Source organism: Bacillus sp. 7_6_55CFAA_CT2 (genome assembly GCF_000238655.1).
GTDB classification, from domain to species: domain Bacteria; phylum Bacillota; class Bacilli; order Bacillales; family Bacillaceae_G; genus Bacillus_A; species Bacillus_A cereus.
The window spans coordinates 172,155-189,302 of record NZ_JH414708.1; the positions used below are offsets into that span (position 1 = coordinate 172,155).

Consider the following 17,148-nt stretch of genomic DNA (forward strand, 5'->3'; position numbering starts at 1 on the left):
AAGTAATTGCGGAAGCAGAAGAGTCAGAAGAAGTGGAAGTAATTGCAGAAGCGGAAGAGTCAGAAGAAGCTGAAGTAATTGCGGAAGCAGAAGAGTCAGAAGAAGCTGAAGTAATTGCGGAAGCAGAAGAGTCAGAAGAAGCTGAAGTAATTGCGGAAACAGAAGAGTCAGAAGAAGCTGAAGTAATTGCGGAAGCAGAAGAGTCAGAAGAAGTGGAAGTAATTGCAGAAACGGAAGAGTCAGAAGAAGTGGAAGTAATTGCAGAAACGGAAGAGTCAGAAGAAGTGGAAGTAATTGCAGAAACGGAAGAGTCAGAAGAAGTGGAAGTAATTGCAGAAACGGAAGAGTCAGAAGAAGTGGGAGTAATTGCGGAAGCAGAAGAGTCAGAAGAAGTAGAAGTGATTGCAGAAATAAACGCGCCTGTAGTAGAGACATTTGTAGCACTTGAGGACATTCAGCAAGAAGCTGAAGCAATTGAACAAAAGAGTGAATTCATACATGTTGCTGAGGCTGATGAACAAACGAAGAAAGATGTTCAAAGCTTTGCGGATGTTTTAATTGCAGAAAAACAACGAGTTGTAGAAGAAGCGCCAGTCGCAGAAGAGCAACGAGTTGTAGAAGAAGCGCCAGTCGCAGAAGAGCAACGAGTTGTAGAAGAAGCACCGGTCGTAGAAGAGCAATCAGTTGTAGAAGAAGCGCCAGTCGTAGAAGAACAACCAGTTGCCGAGGAAACACCAGTCGCAGAAGAGCAACGAGTTGTAGAAGAAGCACCGGTCGTAGAAGAGCAACGAGTTGTAGAAGAAGCGCCAGTCGCAGAAGAGCAACGAGTCGTAGAAGAGCAATCAGTTGTAGAAGAACAACCAGTTGCCGAGGAAACACCAGTCGCAGAAGAACAAACGCTTGTACAAAAAGAAGAACCAAAACGTGAGAAAAAGCGTCATGTACCATTTAATGTTGTTATGTTGAAACAAGATAGAACACGATTAATGGAAAGACATGCAGCTAGAGCAAATGCAATGCAGCCTTCTGCTAATGTACGAGTAGAGAATAAGCCAGTGCAACAAGAGGTAGCAGAACCACAAGTGGAAGAGCACCCAGTGCAGCAAGTAGTAGCAGAACCACAAGTGGAAGAGCACCCAGTGCAGCAAGAGGTAGCAGAACCACAAGTGGAAGAGCACCCAGTGCAGCAAGTAGTAGCAGAACCACAAGTGGAAGAGCACCTAGTGCAGCAAGTAGTAGCAGAACCACAAGTGGAAGAACGCCCAGTGCAGCAAGTAGTAGCAGAACCACAAGTGGAAGAGCACCCAGTGCAGCAAGTAGTAGCAGAGCCACAAGTGGAAGAACAACCAATACAGCAAGTAGTGGTAGAGCAAGTACAAAAGCCAATTTCAAGTACGGAAGTACAAGAGAAAGCATATGTTGTAAATCAAAGAGAGAACGATATGCGAAATGTATTGCACACACCACCGACATACACTGTTCCGCCATTAGCGCTGTTGTCGATTCCACAGCAATCAGCGTTAGATAATACAGAATGGTTAGAGGAGCAGAAAGAATTATTAGATACAACGTTTAATAATTTTCACGTTGGAGCACATGTTATTAATGTATCGCAAGGTCCGGCAGTCACTCGTTTTGAGGTGCAGCCAGACCCAGGTGTGAAAGTAAATAAAATTACAAATTTAAGTGATGATATTAAGTTAAGCTTAGCTGCGAAAGATATTCGTATTGAAGCACCGATTCCAGGGAAGAGTGCGATTGGAATCGAAGTTCCAAATAAAGAAAGTAAGCCAGTATTTCTTCGTGAAATTTTAAGAAGTCCTGTATTCACAAAGAGTGAATCACCGCTTACTGTTGCGCTGGGGCTTGATATTTCAGGGGATCCAATTGTAACGGATATTCGAAAAATGCCGCACGGACTTATTGCGGGTGCAACGGGTTCAGGTAAAAGTGTGTGTATTAACGCGATTTTAACGAGTATTTTATATAAAGCGAAACCACATGAAGTGAAGTTAATGTTAATCGATCCGAAGATGGTTGAGCTTGCACCATACAATTCTGTTCCACATCTTGTAGCACCTGTTATTACGGATGTAAAAGCAGCAACAGCTGCATTAAAATGGGCAGTTGAGGAAATGGAACGCCGTTATGAATTGTTTGCGCACGCAGGTGCTCGTGATTTAACTCGTTATAATACGATTGTAAGTGAGCGAGAAATTCCGGGAGAAACATTACCTTATATCGTTATTGTCATTGACGAGTTAGCCGACTTAATGATGGTAGCACCTGGTGATGTTGAGGAAGCGATTTGTCGTATTGCGCAAAAAGCACGTGCTTGTGGTATTCATTTATTAGTAGCGACGCAGCGTCCATCTGTAGATGTTATTACAGGTTTAATTAAGTCAAACATTCCAACGCGTATTGCGTTTACTGTATCATCTCAAGTTGATTCGCGTACGATTATCGATATTGGTGGCGCGGAGAAATTACTTGGCCGTGGTGATATGTTATTCTTAGGGAACGGTACATCTAAGCCTGTTCGTGTACAAGGTGTATATGTATCGGATGATGAGATTGAAAAGACAGTTGATCATGTGAAAAAGCAAATGAAGCCGAATTACTTATTTAAGCAAGAGGATTTATTAGCGAAAACAGAACAAGCTGAGTCGGAAGACGAATTGTTCTTCGAAGCATGTCAATTTGTTGTAGAACAAGGGGGAGCGTCCACATCTTCTGTACAGCGAAAATTCCGCATCGGTTATAATCGCGCAGCACGTCTCATTGAAGAGATGCAATCGCAAGGAATTATTTCTGAAGCAAGAGGAACGAAGCCAAGAGATGTCCTTATTTCTGAGGATGAATTCGCTGCTATGCAGGAAACAAATGTATAGTAAACGGTTATGCTGTATACTAAGAGAAAATGTTGGATAGTAAAGTAGGGAGTAAAGCGACATGAAAGAAATTGAATTAAAATTAAAAGGTGAAATAAATAGACTAACAAATAAAACATTTAAATTTGACGAACGCGTTGGAGAAGGTTGGTTCTCTGCCGTTTACTTTTTAAAGACTAGAGAAATCATCGAAGAATTTCGCCCGAAAAGTGTTGTAACGATGCAATTTTTCCAAAAGGAAAATGCAGTTCTTTGCGGAACAGATGAAGTGATTGCGTTGCTACAAACATTCGCTAAAAATCCTGAGGAACTTGAGATTAACTCTTTAAAAGATGGCGATAAAATTAGTCCATTTGAAACAGTGTTAACAATTCATGGTCCTTATGAAAATTTCGGATTTTTAGAAGGTGTCATTGATGGGATTTTAGCTCGTCGTACATCGGTTGCGACAAACGTATATAACGTTGTCCAAGCTGCGCGTAGCGTAGATAAAGAAAAACCAGTTATTTTCATGGGAGATCGTGACGATCATTATACACAACAAGCTGGTGACGGTTATGCAGCATACATCGGAGGTATGAGCGCACAAGCGACGCATGCGATGAATGAATGGTGGGGCAAAAGTGGTATGGGGACGATGCCTCACGCATTAATTCAAATGTTTAATGGTGATGTTGTAGAAGCGGCAAAAGCGTATCATAAGAAATTCCCAGAAGATGAATTAGTTGTATTAATTGATTACAACAATGATGTCATTACAGATGCACTTCGCGTAGCGCGTGAATTTGGATCAACATTAAAAGGTGTACGTGTAGATACGTCCCGCACGATGATTGATCAATACTTCATTCGCCACCCAGAAGTACTTGGAACATTCGATCCACGTGGTGTAAACCCATCGCTTGTATTCGCACTTCGTAAAGCACTTGATGAAGAAGGATTCCAGCATGTAGACATCGTTGTAACTGGTGGATTTGATGAGAAGCGTATTCGTGAATTTGAAGCTCAAAACGTACCTGTTGACATATACGGGGTAGGAAGTAGCTTATTAAAAATGAATATTGGCTTTACTGGTGATAATGTAGAATTAAATGGGAAACCAGAAGCAAAAGCTGGTCGTAAATATCGTCCAAACCCACGTTTAGAGCGTGTTCAATTAGAAAAAAGAGAAGAGATGTAAAAGAGAGAAAAACTGATAGGTGATTGACCCTATCAGTTTTTCTGTTATCATAGTATAGCGGCTTCTTTTTTGCTATAATGGACTTGTTATAGATATATAAAGAAGTACGTACGAGTTTATCCTGATAAGTGAAGGGAAGAATAACTTCACTACATCAAAAATGTATGATGATTACCAAAATAAGAAAAGATTCATATACTGTCTTATAGATAGGCCGTTGTATTAGTTCGAAATGTTGGAGGTTCTTTAAGATGACAGTTTACCATTTTGTAGGAATTAAAGGAACAGGAATGAGTTCATTAGCGCAAATTCTTCATGATATGAAGCATACTGTTCAAGGGTCTGATTATGAAAAGCGTTTCTTTACACAAACAGCGTTGGAAAAGCGTAGTATCTCGATCCTTCCTTTTGATAAGAATAATGTAGAAGAAGGACAAGTGATTATTGCAGGAAATGCATTTCCTGATACGCATGAAGAAATCGTAGCAGCAAAAGAATTAAACATCCCAGTCCATCGTTACCATCATTTCTTAGGTGACCTGATGAGCCAATACACAAGTGTTGCTGTAACTGGTGCACACGGAAAAACATCAACAACAGGTTTGTTAGCCCATGTAATGCAAGGTGCACATCCAACATCTTACCTTATTGGAGATGGAACAGGGCATGGGGTAGAAAATAGTAAGTATTTTGTATTTGAAGCTTGTGAGTATCGTCGTCATTTCTTGTCTTATAATCCAGACTATGCAATTATGACGAATATTGATTTTGATCATCCAGATTATTTTGCAGACATCAATGATGTATTCAGTGCATTCCAAGAGATGGCATTACAAGTGAAAAAAGGCATTATTGCATGTGGAGATGATGAAGAACTTCAAAAAATTCAAGCGAAAGTACCTGTTATTTTCTATGGATTTGGAGAAGATAATGATTTCCAAGCACGCAACATCCAAAAGAGAACAGATGGCACTATTTTTGATGTATTCGTTCGTAATACGTACTATGACACGTTCAAAATTACAGGATACGGCAATCACAGCGTATTAAATGCGTTAGCAGTAATCGCGCTTTGCCATTATGAAAATGTTGATGTAGAAGCAGTAAAACATCAATTAACAACTTTTGAAGGCGTAAAACGTCGCTTTAATGAAAAGCCGATGGGAGAGCAAGTAATCATCGATGACTATGCACACCATCCGACAGAAATTAATGCAACGATTGAAGCAGCTCGTCAAAAACATCCAGAGCGTGAAATTGTCGCTGTATTCCAGCCACATACATTCTCACGTACAGAAAAGTTCTTAGATGAGTTTGCTGAAAGCTTAAGCAAAGCTGACCAAGTATACTTATGTGATATTTTCGGATCAGCACGCGAAAACAAAGGTGAATTAACAATCGAAGATCTGCAAAAGCGTATTGACGGTGCAGAACTAATTACAGATACAACAACGGATGTATTAAAGAAACATAAAAACGGCGTTCTAATTTTCATGGGCGCAGGAGACATCCAAAAATTTGAAGCAGCTTACGTAAAAGAAGTTCAAGTTGCAGAGAAGTAATAGAAAAGACGCATAGCTTAGCTATGCGTCTTTTTTATGTTGTCGTGGTTATGCATTAATGTTGAAACGTCTATATATATGGAGTTGTGTTCGATATATTTCAAAAATCGTTGATATATTGGTACGCGTTTTGAAATATAAGTGTTAGAATAATAAGAAAACTAAAAAGGGGACTGAAAAATATGTTCACACTCCGAGTAGATGACGAAATCGAACTACAATTACTAGAAAAACATCATAAAGAGGAACTATATCAATTATTAGATCAAAACCGTAATCATTTACGAAAATGGCTCCCTTGGGTAGATGGGACCAAATCTGCTGATGCGTATGATGAGATTTGTCCGATGTGGTTAAAGAAGTTTGCAGAGGGAGACGGTTTTGAAAGTGGTATCCGTTACAAAGGAAAGCTCGTTGGGATGGTAGGCATTCATCCAGTGAGCTGGGGGAAGAAAGCGACGAGTCTTGGGTATTATCTTGCAGAAGATGCTGGCGGGAAAGGTATTATGACGCGTAGTGTGAAGGCTGTACTTCACTATGCATTTGAGAATTTAAAATTAAATAAAATGGAAATTAGATGTGGTGTTGAAAATGTGAAAAGCCGCGCTATTCCAGAACGTTTAGGATTTAAGTTAGATGGCATTTTAAGAGATGATGAATGGCTATATGATCATTTTCACGATATCGCTGTATATAGTTTACTAGCTTCAGAGTGGAAGGAGATTCGATGAACGAGAAGATACGCATTATTCCGTATGAAAGTACGTTTCAAGAGGAAGTAGTAGATCTTATCGTTCATATTCAGCAAAAAGAGTATAATGTTTCAATTACGAAAGAAGAGCAACCTGATTTACTTGAAATAGAAACATTCTATCAAAAGGATTACGGAAACTTTTGGATAGCAATTTATGATGGTAAAGTAGTTGGAACAGTAGCTTTATTAGATATTGAGAATCATCAAGTAGCGTTAAGAAAAATGTTCGTGAAGAAAGAGTTTCGCGGAAAAGAATGGGGCGCATCACATATGTTGCTTCAAACAGCAATTTCATGGGCTGAGGATAAAAAATTGAAAGATATTTACTTAGGAACAACAGTAAAATTTTTAGCGGCACATCGTTTTTATGAAAAGAATGGTTTTGAAAGTGTGAGTATAGACGAGTTGCCGAAAAACTTTCCGGTGCTACAGGTAGATAAGAAATTTTATAGGTACATTGTGTAAAAGGTCATTTAGAAATGGCCTTTTTCTATGAAGTAAAATGGAAATAGTGGTATAATTTGGGTCAGGGGGTGTAGGTATGAACTTTCCAATTCAAAGAAGTAAGTCAGTAGTCATTTTCGTTTGTCTTACGTTAGCGTTTATGTTTATATATCCAATTGTCATGCTTTTCACCAATAAAGCGCATTGGATGTCAGCGTTGATTGGGATGGGTTTATGCTTCATTGTAAATGTACCACTCGTTTGGGAAGTATTTATTAAAAAACATAAAGTAGAAAATGGCGTATTAAAGTACGGTATTTTAAATGATGATATTGTATTAAAAGATGTGAGAATTATACGTCAGGTCGGAAAGTCTCTTGAAATTACGACGAATGCATATAAAGTACATATGGTTGCGATGCCGCAAAATATGGATGAATTCTTGGGGCTTATAGAGAAAGAAAATCCACATGTGAAAATAGAAATGGTAGGAAAGAAATAAAAACGCTCGGCGAAAATTCCGAGCGTTTTTATTATTATTTTAAGTTCTCTGGGTTTAAAGCTTCTAGTTCAGGTACAACGAAGCGTCCGTCTTTACGGATTAGTACGTCGTCGAAGTAAATTTCGCCGCCGCCGTATTCAGGGCGTTGGATGCATACTAAATCCCAGTGGATGTTCGAGTTGTTGCCGTTCCATGCATCGTCGTAAGCTTGTCCAGGAGTGAAGTGGAAGCTGCCATCGATTTTTTCATCGAATAGGATGTCTCCCATTGGATGTAAGATGTATGGGTTTACGCCAATTGCGAACTCACCAACGTAGCGTGCGCCTTCGTCTGTATCGAAGATTTTGTTAATGCGCTCTGTATCGTTTGCAGTTGCTTCAACGATTTGACCGTTCTCAAACTTAAGTTGTACATTTTCAAATGTATAACCGTTGTAAGGAGATGGTGTGTTGTAAGAAACTGTACCGTTAACAGAATCACGAACTGGTGCAGAGTATACTTCACCGTCTGGAATGTTTAAATGGCCTGAGCATTTAATTGCTGGAATGTCTTTAATAGAGAATGTTAAGTCAGTTCCAGGACCAGTTAAACGAACTTTATCTGTTTTATTCATTAATGTAACAAGGCTATCCATCGCCTTATCCATTTTACCGTAGTCTAAGTTACATACTTCAAAGTAGAAGTCTTCGAAAGCTTCTGTACTCATTTTAGCAAGCTGTGCCATAGAAGCATTTGGGTAGCGAAGAACAACCCAGCGTGTTTTTGGAACGCGAATGTCTCTATGAACTTTTTTACCAACTGTTTGGCCATGAACTTTCATACGCTCACTTGGAACGTCAGCTTGTTCATTAATATTATCGCCAGAGCGAAGGCCGATATAAGCGTCCATGTCTTTCATTACGCTTGCTTCATATGCAGCGATTTGTTCGAAATGTTCTTCAGTAGCACCCATTAATAAAGAGCGATCTACTTGATGATCTTTTAAAGAGACGAATGGGAAACCACCAGCTGCATATGCTTCTTTTACAAGTGCAGTTACAAGTTCTTTTTGTAAGCCAAAGTTTTCAATTAATACATTTTCACCTTTTTGTAAGCGGATAGAGTAGTTAATTAAATTGTATGCTAACTTTTCAATACGTGGATCTTTCATATGTAAAGCCTCCCTACTAATTATGTATCCTCTCCTATTGTAACCTACTTAGTGGAATTTGTTGAATGATTTATGTTACAGTTAACGAATAAGTATGAAAATTCTAATGATGAGATAGGGATTAGAATGAAACGGAAAATGATTGTATAATAGGGGAAAGTATGAAAAAGATAAAGGAAGTGATGAAATGCAAGTTCTTTTATATGTAAGTGCGGCTATTATCGCGGTTGCTTTCGCAGTATTAGTAGTGTATGTATGCAGAACGTTGTTATCGGTTCAGAAGACGTTGGAAAACGTTGCAAGTACGTTAGAAGGTTTAGAAAAGCAAATGCAAGGAATTAGCGTAGAGACAGAGCAATTATTACATAAAACGAATGCGTTAGCTGATGATATTCAACAGAAGTCACAGTCATTAAATAAAGTGGTAGCGGGTGTAGATGGGATTGGAACGACAATCCAATCTTTAAATACGAAGCTTCGTAATGTATCGGACTCTGTAACGGACGAAATTGAAAATAACGCTGATAAAGTAGCGCAAGTTGTACAGTGGAGCAGTGCGGCGATTGAAGTATACAATCATTACCGTGCGTCGAGACAAGAGAAGAAGGTTGAAAAAGAAGAGCGTAAATTAGAAAGAATTGAGAAAAAAGCTGAAAAGAAAGAGAAACGCTCTAGATTTCGTATGAGAGGTGAATCGTGATGAATATGACAAAACTTGAAACAATTGAAGAGCTTGAAGTCTTAGTAGAAAAGAACGAGCCGTATGTTCTTTTTAAACATAGTACGACATGCCCAATTAGTCACGGTGCATACACAGAATTTCAAGCGTATTGCAGCGAAGAAAGAGAAGTGCCAGCGTATTACTTATACGTACAAGATGCGAGAGATGTGTCAAATCGTGTTGCAGAACAATACAGTATTAGACATGAATCACCGCAAGTGTTATACATAAAAGATGGGATGGTAGTATGGAATACATCTCATTGGAATATTAAAAAAGATGCTTTAGAAGAGAATATAAAGTAAAAAGAAGCAAGCTAAAGGTGCTTGCTTCTTTTTTTTGTTTTTGTTGAAATATATTTAGTGGTACACTATTAATAGTTCAAACTAAATAACTAGATTGTTGAAAGTAGGTTTTAAGTAATGAAGAAAATGGCATTATCCTTCGCAGTCGTAAGTTTATTACTGGGAGCTTGTAGTAACAATAGTAATACGATTAGTAAGAAGGATGAAGTTATACAAAAAGATACAAAAGAAAAAAGTATGATTCCGAGAACTGCTGTTTCTAAAGATTATTATAGAACTGTTATTCCTTTAAAAGAACAAAAGGTTATTAATACAGCTAATATAAAAACAAATTCTAAATTAGATTTAGCAGAGTATGAAAATGGTTTAATAAATATTGCAACGCAGCAATTTGATACAGAGAGTCACGTACTGCAATTAAACCAGTATATTCCAGAGAAACTAATTGATGAACTAGTTGCGAAAGTAGAAGCGCCAGTTTTGACGAATATTATAGAACAAGACTATTTCGGAAAACAGAATTCAAATGAATTAAGTTTATCTGGTGTTATGATTGGCTTAGCTATGTCTTCAAGTGTATCGAATGAAGAGGCTATGTCTAAAGGGACTGAAGTTGCTAAACAACTTATTGAAGCTATTAACAAAAATGATAAGTATAACAAATCTCCAATTACGTTTGCTATCTTTAAGCAAGAAAGTACAAGTTCTTTAAAAAATGGTACGTATATTGCTAGTGCTACTGTTCAAAAGAATGATACGAACCTTGGAAATTGGAGTACAATTGATGAAAAGTCGTATTCATATCCTTCTGATGAATTTACACAAGCGCATGGAGAAGATAATACAAAAATAAATAACTTTGCTAAGGAAATAAAAGGTTTTTCTAATGGAGATTTTATTCCAGTCAACGCTAAAGTTTCTTATAAGAAAGATCAAATGGATACATTAAATATGAATATTGTTATTAAATATAACGGTAAAACAGAATTAATGGCTCTTACCCAATTGGCTGCGCAAGGCATGTTAGACAAATTGCCTAAAGATGCGAAAGTACAATTACAGATTAAGTCCGAGAGTAAAATTGAGGCCGTTATTATAAAAGAGAAAAACAGTGATAAACCGTTTGTTTCCTTCTTGTAAAAAAAGACAGTATGTAAACTGTCTTTTTTTATTTTAAATGAAAATATACAATGTTTTTTGATAGTAATTCATTGCTGTATATCGTGTGACAATCGTATATGTATCAGCTATAATAAGTTATCTTAAAAAAGTAACATATAGGAATTTGAAAGAGGTGGCTTTCTTATGGCATCACAACAATTAGTTCGTTTACGTTCTGAAATTGATCAACTTAATTTACAAATATTAGAGTTACTAAACGAAAGAGGTCGTCTCGTACAAGAAGTTGGTAATTTAAAAGAAGTACAAGGTGTGAAACGTTTTGATCCTGTACGTGAAAGAAATATGCTGGATTTAATTGCAGAGAATAATAATGGTCCATTTGAAACTTCGACTTTACAACATATTTTCAAACAAATTTTTCAAGCTGGTTTAGAATTACAAGAAGATGATCATCGTAAAGCATTACTTGTTTCTCGTAAGAAAAAAACAGAAGATACGATTGTTGAAATTAATGGTGAAAAAATTGGTGACGGAAATCAGCATTTTATTATGGGACCGTGTGCAGTGGAAAGTTATGAACAAGTACGTCAAGTTGCTGAAGCAATGAAAGAGCAAGGTCTGAAATTAATGCGTGGTGGTGCGTTCAAACCACGTACTTCACCGTATGATTTTCAAGGTCTTGGATTAGAGGGATTACAAATTTTGCGCCAGGTAGCAGATGAATATGATTTGGCTGTTATTAGTGAAATTTTAAATCCGAATGATATTGAGATGTCATTAGATTACGTTGATGTTATTCAAATTGGTGCTCGCAATATGCAAAACTTTGATTTGCTAAGGGCAGCTGGTGCTGTAAATAAACCAGTATTATTAAAATGTGGTCTATCAGCAACGATTGAAGAATTCATTAATGCGGCGGAATATATTATGGCAAAGGGAAATGGGAACATTATTTTATGTGAACGAGGTATTCGCACGTATGAAAGAGCGACGCGTAATACGCTTGATATTTCCGCTGTGCCGATTTTAAAGAAAGAAACACATTTACCTGTCGTTGTCGATGTAACGCATTCTACAGGGCGACGTGACCTTCTCTTACCAACTGCAAAAGCAGCGATGGCAATTGGTGCAGATGCAATTATGGCTGAAGTACATCCAGATCCAGCTGTAGCTTTATCAGATGCGGCGCAGCAAATGAATATACCGCAGTTCAATGATTTTATGAATGAATTAAAATCATTTGGAAGTAAATTATAAAAACTTTTAATGAGCTGTTCCAAAAAGGGATTTTGGAACAGCTTTCTCTTATTGTATAGCGACTGTCATTGTCGATTTTTGTTGGTAAGTTGATATATTTAAAAAATCGCTGATATAATTAGAGTTGCGGTCGATATATTTGGAAAATCGCTGATATATTTCGAGTTACAGTCGATATATTCGAAAAATCGCCGATATAAATTTCATTTACTATCGTACTGCTTAAAATAAGATTTCTACTTAGGAAACATCTATTTTTTTTACAAAAAATGCCCTTTTTTCATAAAAAATACGAAAATACGAGAAAAGAAGCGAATTTTTTCGAAACTTTTGCGGGAAAATATTGTATGAGCCTGCGTTTTTATCGTATCATTAGTAAAAGGAAGAACTCGGGACGATTGGTGGCATCTGCAAATAGAGTTGATGTCTTTTTTTCATTCAAGTAACCGATACATAAAAATAGATAACAAAAATAGAAGGAGTGTGCGATGAGATGAACGTAACAATCTATGATGTAGCGCGCGAAGCAAACGTTTCAATGGCTACCGTATCTCGTGTTGTGAACGGTAACCCAAATGTAAAGCCTACAACAAGAAAGAAAGTATTAGAAGCAATTGATCGTTTAGGATACCGCCCGAATGCGGTAGCACGTGGACTAGCAAGTAAGAAGACAACTACAGTAGGTGTTATTATTCCTGATATCTCAAATACGTTTTATGCAGAACTTGCACGTGGAATTGAAGATATCGCAACAATGTACAAATATAACATCATTTTAAGTAACTCTGATCAAAACAAAGAGAAAGAGTTCCATTTATTAAATACGATGCTTGGAAAACAAGTGGACGGAATTGTTTTCATGGGTGAAGATATTACAGACATTCACATTGAAGAATTTAAAAAATCTCCAGTACCAATTGTATTAGCAGCGTCATTTGATGAGCAAAATGAAACGCCATCAGTAAATATTGATTATACACAAGCAGCTTATGATGCAATGAAGCACTTTATCGAGCAAGGACATAAACGTATCGGTTTCGTCTCTGGTCCTTTCATTGATAAAGCGGGAAGTGCGAAGAAGTTACAAGGTTATAAAAAAGCTTTAGAAGAAGCTGGTATTTCATATGATGAAAATCTTGTAATCGATGGAGATTACACATATGACTCAGGTATCGAAGCATTCGAAAAGCTTTGGAGCAATGATGAAAAGCCAACAGCAATCTTCGTATCTTCTGATGAAATGGCACTAGGTGTAATCCATGCAGCACAAGACGCTGGATTAAACGTACCAACTGACGTAGAAGTACTTGGTTTCGATAATACACGTCTTGCATTAATGGTTCGTCCGCAGCTTTCAACAGTTGTTCAACCGATGTATGATATCGGCGCAGTAGCAATGCGTTTATTAACAAAGTATATGAACAAAGAAAAAGTGGAAGATCACACTGTTATCTTACCTCACCGTATCCAATTTAGAGATTCAACGAAGTAAGTATAAAAAAGCTCACAGCATTTGCTGTGAGCTTTTATTCGTATTCAGGATAGTATTTTTGTACGACTGCATTTACCATTTCGTCTTTCTTAACGTGTAAAAATCTTGCGTACAGTTCTTTTCCCGTTTCAAATGGTGTATCGTCTAATTCAAACACATGCAACACTTTTCGGAACTTCCACGTTATTTGCTCACCGTACATATTATCGTACGTATCTTCAGATTGCATAGCAATTTTTTTACCAAGTTCGTGAGCATCCTCTAAACTGTTTGCTTTAACAAGAATAATGCTTTCTTCAAAAAGTGTATTGTGATTCTCTTCATAATGCCCATCAATTTTCGTAGAATTAGGCTCACTACAATGAACAGACTCAAACAATAATTTTACAGCGTACATATTATGCTGCATGTTTCACTTTATAAATAATACTTGCGACAAGCGAAGCAGGTATTGTAAATACGTTACTTTGATAATGGTAATGTACTTGGGATTCTTCATAAGACATATTGTCATATAGTTCGTTTTGTGAGACATTCATTTTTTTCTGTTTTTCTTTGAGCATTTTAATGTAGTTGTACTGTATTGGGACGAGAATGATGAAATAAGCTAATACGATTAGTGAAATCCAAATCATTATGAACACTCCCTTATAAAGAATATTTCTATATAACAATTATATCAATAAAAAGAAAAAATAACCATTTTTTATTGGAGCTAATTTTCTTCTAAAAATGCGAACAGTTCCTTTTGGTTTTTTAAATTGTGATCAATACATGTTCGAGCAACATATTTCAATCCTTGTAATAATGCATCTACGTGCAAAGTATCATAATGAATTATATTTCCCTCTACCATCGTTTCGTCTTTTTGCAAGTTAATTGATATTTTTAGTACAGTTATATTACTTTGTAAATTTACAACTTCGATGTAAAAAAACTGTTTGTCTAAGTCAATCGTAACATAATCGAATCGTTCGGATAGCTCTAATTTACATGTAGTAGTATAGTCCAAATAAAAGCCTCCTTATTGTATAAGTGTATGTTATAATGCCTTCGCTATAGATGGGGCTATTCCTTGTTATATGTCACATAAGTGCAAATTTAACTATTATAGGGCAATGTCATGTATAATAGAAAGAAAAGGCTTGTGAGGGGGGAAAAGAGATGATCGTTCTTTGGATAATTACGCTTTGTATGACTGCTATTTTTGCATATATGACGTTAAAACAAAATGGTTTAAAGCGATTTGTTCCAGGAAGTATTCTTGCAGGAATTGCCCTTATCACGTATGTAATTTCTATTTTTATTGAAAGTGTATCAGTAGATATGAGCACAAGTTTAATGTTTATTGGTATTACACTATTTGCAGGTAGCATTATGGTACTTATGGTTGCTGGTATTATTTTATTTATTCATATGAATTCGGAAACGTTATAGCATATAGAAAAGGCATGTCCAGAGGGACATGCCTTTTTATCCGTTCAATTATGCTCTATCTTTAGAAGAGTTTTGCTGTTTTAGTAAGTCGCGAATTTCGCCAAGAAGAACTTCTTCTTTTGTTGGTTCTGGAATTTCTTCCTCTTTTTCTTCTTCTTCTTTTTTAGATGTTAGTTTGTTGAAAACTTTAACAAACATAAAGATAGAAGCTGCGATAATTAAGAAGTCAAAAATTGTTTGGATGAAGTTACCATACATAACAGCAGATTTACCGTATCCAAAGTGTAAATCTGTAAAGTCAACGCCACCTAATACCATACCAAGTAATGGTGTGATGATATCTTTTACTAAAGAACTAACGATTTTACCGAATGCAGCACCGATTACAACCCCGACAGCTAAATCAACGACATTCCCTTTGAAAGCGAATTTTTTAAACTCGTTCCACATGTGTTAATCCCATCCTTTCCACGATTCATTATGAAATTTATAATTCCTATCAACATATTCTATAGAAATTTATGAGAGAAATAAAGAGGGAATGGGAATGAAAGTAAATTCTGAAAAATGTATCCGTTTTAATTTTTGTTTACATCATCTAGTAAAGATTGTAGCATTTGCTGCGTTTTTAATCCTTCTAATCCATCTACAACGGGCTTTGTATCGCCTTGTACACACTCAATAAAATGATGAACAGCATCTTCAAAACCACGTTGTTTTAACGTCGTATCCCATGATGGGGAACCACTTTGTGAAACTGAGTTTTCCTGTTCAATTTCAAATGTATTCATATTTTTTACGCGAATGATTTTCCCTGGCGTTACAAGTTCAATTTGTTCTAAATTTGTACCGGCATGGCGATGCATTGCAGTAGAAAGTAATAGTCCACTTGGAGTTGTATATGTATGATGTCCGTAAAGAAGTTCATTCTTTTCATTGATTTGCATCATATTGTGAACGGCGTTAAGGTCATCATTAGCTAACCAGCGAGCGGTATCTACAATGTGTAAATAATCATCTAACATAGTGAAGTCGTACGTATATGGCCCGACTTTATTTGTACGATGCTTTTCAATTCGAATCCATGAAATATCATGAGCCTGTTCTTTGGCAGCGACATACATAGGAACGAATCTGCGATTAAATCCGACCATTAATTTTCGGTTATACTTCTCGCTCAACTCGACTAGTTGCTCAGCTTGTTCCACTGTAGCTGCTAGCGGTTTATCAACATAAACGTCGATCCCTTTTTTTAGAAGTTCAGAAACGATTTCATAATGCGATGCAGTTGAACTATGAACGAAGATTGCATCGCATTCCGAAGCTAACATTTCAATAGAATGAAAGTCTTGAATTCGGTATTGCTGGCAAACTTGTTTTCTTTTCTCTGCGTTAGGTGTAAACGCCCCTACAAAATTCCAATCAGTTTCTTTTGTAAGTGTTGGAAGATAGGCCTTTTGCGCAATACTTCCAAGTCCAATCATCCCAATTTTAGGTTTGTTCATTTTTATTCCCACCCTATTAATAGTAATGTAACGGCTTAAATGTAGCATAGGGTGGGGGAGGAAGGCAAAAATTAGCTTTTTACTTACGGCCTTCTAACAAAATCTTCTCTATCTCCTCAAAGTGATGAGCGCGAGCATGCTCTAGCGGAGTAACACCATCATTGTCTGGAATATTTACATCTGCACCGTGCTCAATAAGAAGGCGAATGACTTGTTGCTGTGTTTCGTTTCCGTTACTTAGTACGATGGCTTCCATTAAAGCTGTCCATCCCAAGTTATTTACATGATTTACATCAATATTTGTTTGAGTGAGTAGTTCTTTTATAACGTCAATATAGCCATGTTCTGAGGCTGGGATAAGAGCTGTTCCGCCGTAACGATTTGTAATCGTAGGATCTGCACCAGCATCAATTGTTAGTTTTAAAATGTCTAAGTAACCTTCCGCACCGGCGTATAGAAAGGGATTATTTTTCATGTCATCTTGGATATTTACGTCAGCACCAGCTTTGATAAGTGCCTTTGCGGTTTTTACATCATTTTTGTATGTAGCAATCATAAGCGGAGTACGTCCTTGACTATCCGTCGCATTTATATTTGCGCCTTGTTTTAGTAAAGATATAACAGTATTCGTTTCATTTTTTTCAGTAGCTGCTAGTAGTGCAGTCTCCATGTTTATCATCTCCTTTTTTACTTCTTGTTCTTGCGAGCATCCTTGTAAAAAAATTACGCAACATATCATACTGAATGTTTTTTTGAACATGGAATTTCAACCTCCTAATTTCAACTGTAAAATAGGAACATTAAATTTTTATAAACTGACGCTAAA

19 protein-coding genes are annotated in these 17,148 nt (G+C 36.8%); 12 read left to right on the forward strand and 7 right to left on the reverse strand.

Annotated features, from left to right (window positions below; genetic code table 11):
* From HMPREF1014_RS31955 to HMPREF1014_RS01025, 6 genes are all read left to right on the forward strand, one after another.
* The coding region (locus HMPREF1014_RS31955) for a DNA translocase FtsK (protein WP_000321837.1) at nt 1-2,891 on the forward strand (2,891 nt) is incomplete at its 5' end.
* Between the two features lie 61 nt (nt 2,892-2,952).
* Nucleotides 2,953-4,071 (forward strand): nicotinate phosphoribosyltransferase, encoded by a 1,119-nt coding sequence (locus HMPREF1014_RS01005; RefSeq protein ID WP_000658370.1) that lies wholly within the window; start codon nt 2,953-2,955, stop codon nt 4,069-4,071.
* Nucleotides 4,072-4,322: 251 nt separating this feature from the next.
* Entirely contained in the window at nt 4,323-5,633 is a 1,311-nt protein-coding gene (gene murC / locus HMPREF1014_RS01010; protein ID WP_000219468.1) for a UDP-N-acetylmuramate--L-alanine ligase, read from the forward strand.
* 182 nt (nt 5,634-5,815) lie between these two features.
* Nucleotides 5,816-6,364, forward strand: coding sequence for a GNAT family N-acetyltransferase (locus tag HMPREF1014_RS01015; RefSeq protein ID WP_000494679.1), 549 nt, complete (start codon nt 5,816-5,818; stop codon nt 6,362-6,364).
* A complete protein-coding gene (locus tag HMPREF1014_RS01020) occupies nt 6,361-6,852 on the forward strand; it encodes a GNAT family N-acetyltransferase (RefSeq protein WP_001003149.1) in 492 nt (163 codons plus the stop codon). The genes HMPREF1014_RS01015 and HMPREF1014_RS01020 overlap by 4 nt, the downstream gene beginning before the upstream one ends.
* A gap of 76 nt (nt 6,853-6,928) precedes the next feature.
* Nucleotides 6,929-7,333 carry a PH domain-containing protein gene (locus HMPREF1014_RS01025; protein ID WP_001010629.1) on the forward strand — a complete coding sequence of 135 codons (405 nt, stop codon included), beginning with the start codon at nt 6,929-6,931 and terminating at the stop codon, nt 7,331-7,333.
* Between the two features lie 34 nt (nt 7,334-7,367).
* On the opposite strand, the gene HMPREF1014_RS01030 is transcribed toward HMPREF1014_RS01025, so the two are convergent.
* Entirely contained in the window at nt 7,368-8,483 is a 1,116-nt protein-coding gene (locus HMPREF1014_RS01030) for an aminopeptidase (RefSeq protein WP_000654745.1), read from the reverse strand.
* Between the two features lie 187 nt (nt 8,484-8,670).
* Between HMPREF1014_RS01030 and HMPREF1014_RS01035 the strand changes: the two genes are divergently transcribed.
* The 5 genes from HMPREF1014_RS01035 to ccpA all read left to right on the forward strand — a co-directional run bounded on the left by HMPREF1014_RS01035 (nt 8,671) and on the right by ccpA (nt 13,380).
* Nucleotides 8,671-9,183 (forward strand): DUF948 domain-containing protein, encoded by a 513-nt coding sequence (locus tag HMPREF1014_RS01035; RefSeq protein WP_001197720.1) that lies wholly within the window; start codon nt 8,671-8,673, stop codon nt 9,181-9,183.
* Complete coding sequence (ytxJ, locus tag HMPREF1014_RS01040; RefSeq protein WP_001057469.1) at nt 9,183-9,509, forward strand: bacillithiol system redox-active protein YtxJ; 327 nt, start codon at nt 9,183-9,185, stop codon at nt 9,507-9,509. The genes HMPREF1014_RS01035 and ytxJ overlap by 1 nt, the downstream gene beginning before the upstream one ends.
* Nucleotides 9,510-9,626: 117 nt before the next feature.
* A complete protein-coding gene (locus tag HMPREF1014_RS01045; protein WP_000738025.1) occupies nt 9,627-10,649 on the forward strand; it encodes a CamS family sex pheromone protein in 1,023 nt (340 codons plus the stop codon).
* A gap of 165 nt (nt 10,650-10,814) precedes the next feature.
* Nucleotides 10,815-11,888 (forward strand): bifunctional 3-deoxy-7-phosphoheptulonate synthase/chorismate mutase, encoded by a 1,074-nt coding sequence (locus HMPREF1014_RS01050; RefSeq protein ID WP_000168216.1) that lies wholly within the window; start codon nt 10,815-10,817, stop codon nt 11,886-11,888.
* A gap of 493 nt (nt 11,889-12,381) precedes the next feature.
* Entirely contained in the window at nt 12,382-13,380 is a 999-nt protein-coding gene (ccpA, locus tag HMPREF1014_RS01060; RefSeq protein WP_001103297.1) for a catabolite control protein A, read from the forward strand.
* 34 nt (nt 13,381-13,414) lie between these two features.
* On the opposite strand, the gene HMPREF1014_RS01065 is transcribed toward ccpA, so the two are convergent.
* From HMPREF1014_RS01065 to dhp61, 3 genes are all read right to left on the reverse strand, one after another.
* Nucleotides 13,415-13,777 carry a DUF4288 domain-containing protein gene (locus HMPREF1014_RS01065; protein WP_009326379.1) on the reverse strand — a complete coding sequence of 121 codons (363 nt, stop codon included), beginning with the start codon at nt 13,775-13,777 and terminating at the stop codon, nt 13,415-13,417.
* Nucleotide 13,778: 1 nt separating this feature from the next.
* Nucleotides 13,779-14,015, reverse strand: a complete 237-nt coding sequence (locus HMPREF1014_RS01070; protein WP_000637899.1) for a DUF3949 domain-containing protein — start codon at nt 14,013-14,015, stop codon at nt 13,779-13,781.
* 80 nt (nt 14,016-14,095) lie between these two features.
* Entirely contained in the window at nt 14,096-14,392 is a 297-nt protein-coding gene (gene dhp61, locus HMPREF1014_RS01075) for a protein Dhp61 (RefSeq protein ID WP_000386754.1), read from the reverse strand.
* A gap of 152 nt (nt 14,393-14,544) precedes the next feature.
* Between dhp61 and HMPREF1014_RS01080 the strand changes: the two genes are divergently transcribed.
* A complete protein-coding gene (locus HMPREF1014_RS01080; protein ID WP_000636589.1) occupies nt 14,545-14,817 on the forward strand; it encodes a DUF3917 domain-containing protein in 273 nt (90 codons plus the stop codon).
* A gap of 48 nt (nt 14,818-14,865) precedes the next feature.
* Here HMPREF1014_RS01080 and mscL read toward each other — a convergent pair whose 3' ends face one another.
* The 3 genes from mscL to HMPREF1014_RS01095 form a co-directional block, all read right to left on the reverse strand.
* On the reverse strand, nt 14,866-15,267 hold the full coding sequence (gene mscL / locus HMPREF1014_RS01085) for a large conductance mechanosensitive channel protein MscL (protein ID WP_000267010.1): 402 nt from the start codon (nt 15,265-15,267) through the stop codon (nt 14,866-14,868).
* Between the two features lie 128 nt (nt 15,268-15,395).
* Nucleotides 15,396-16,322, reverse strand: coding sequence for a Gfo/Idh/MocA family protein (locus tag HMPREF1014_RS01090; protein WP_001039691.1), 927 nt, complete (start codon nt 16,320-16,322; stop codon nt 15,396-15,398).
* A 79-nt stretch (nt 16,323-16,401) separates the two neighbouring features.
* Complete coding sequence (locus HMPREF1014_RS01095) at nt 16,402-17,082, reverse strand: ankyrin repeat domain-containing protein (RefSeq protein WP_000475112.1); 681 nt, start codon at nt 17,080-17,082, stop codon at nt 16,402-16,404.
* Nucleotides 17,083-17,148 lie beyond the last annotated feature (66 nt).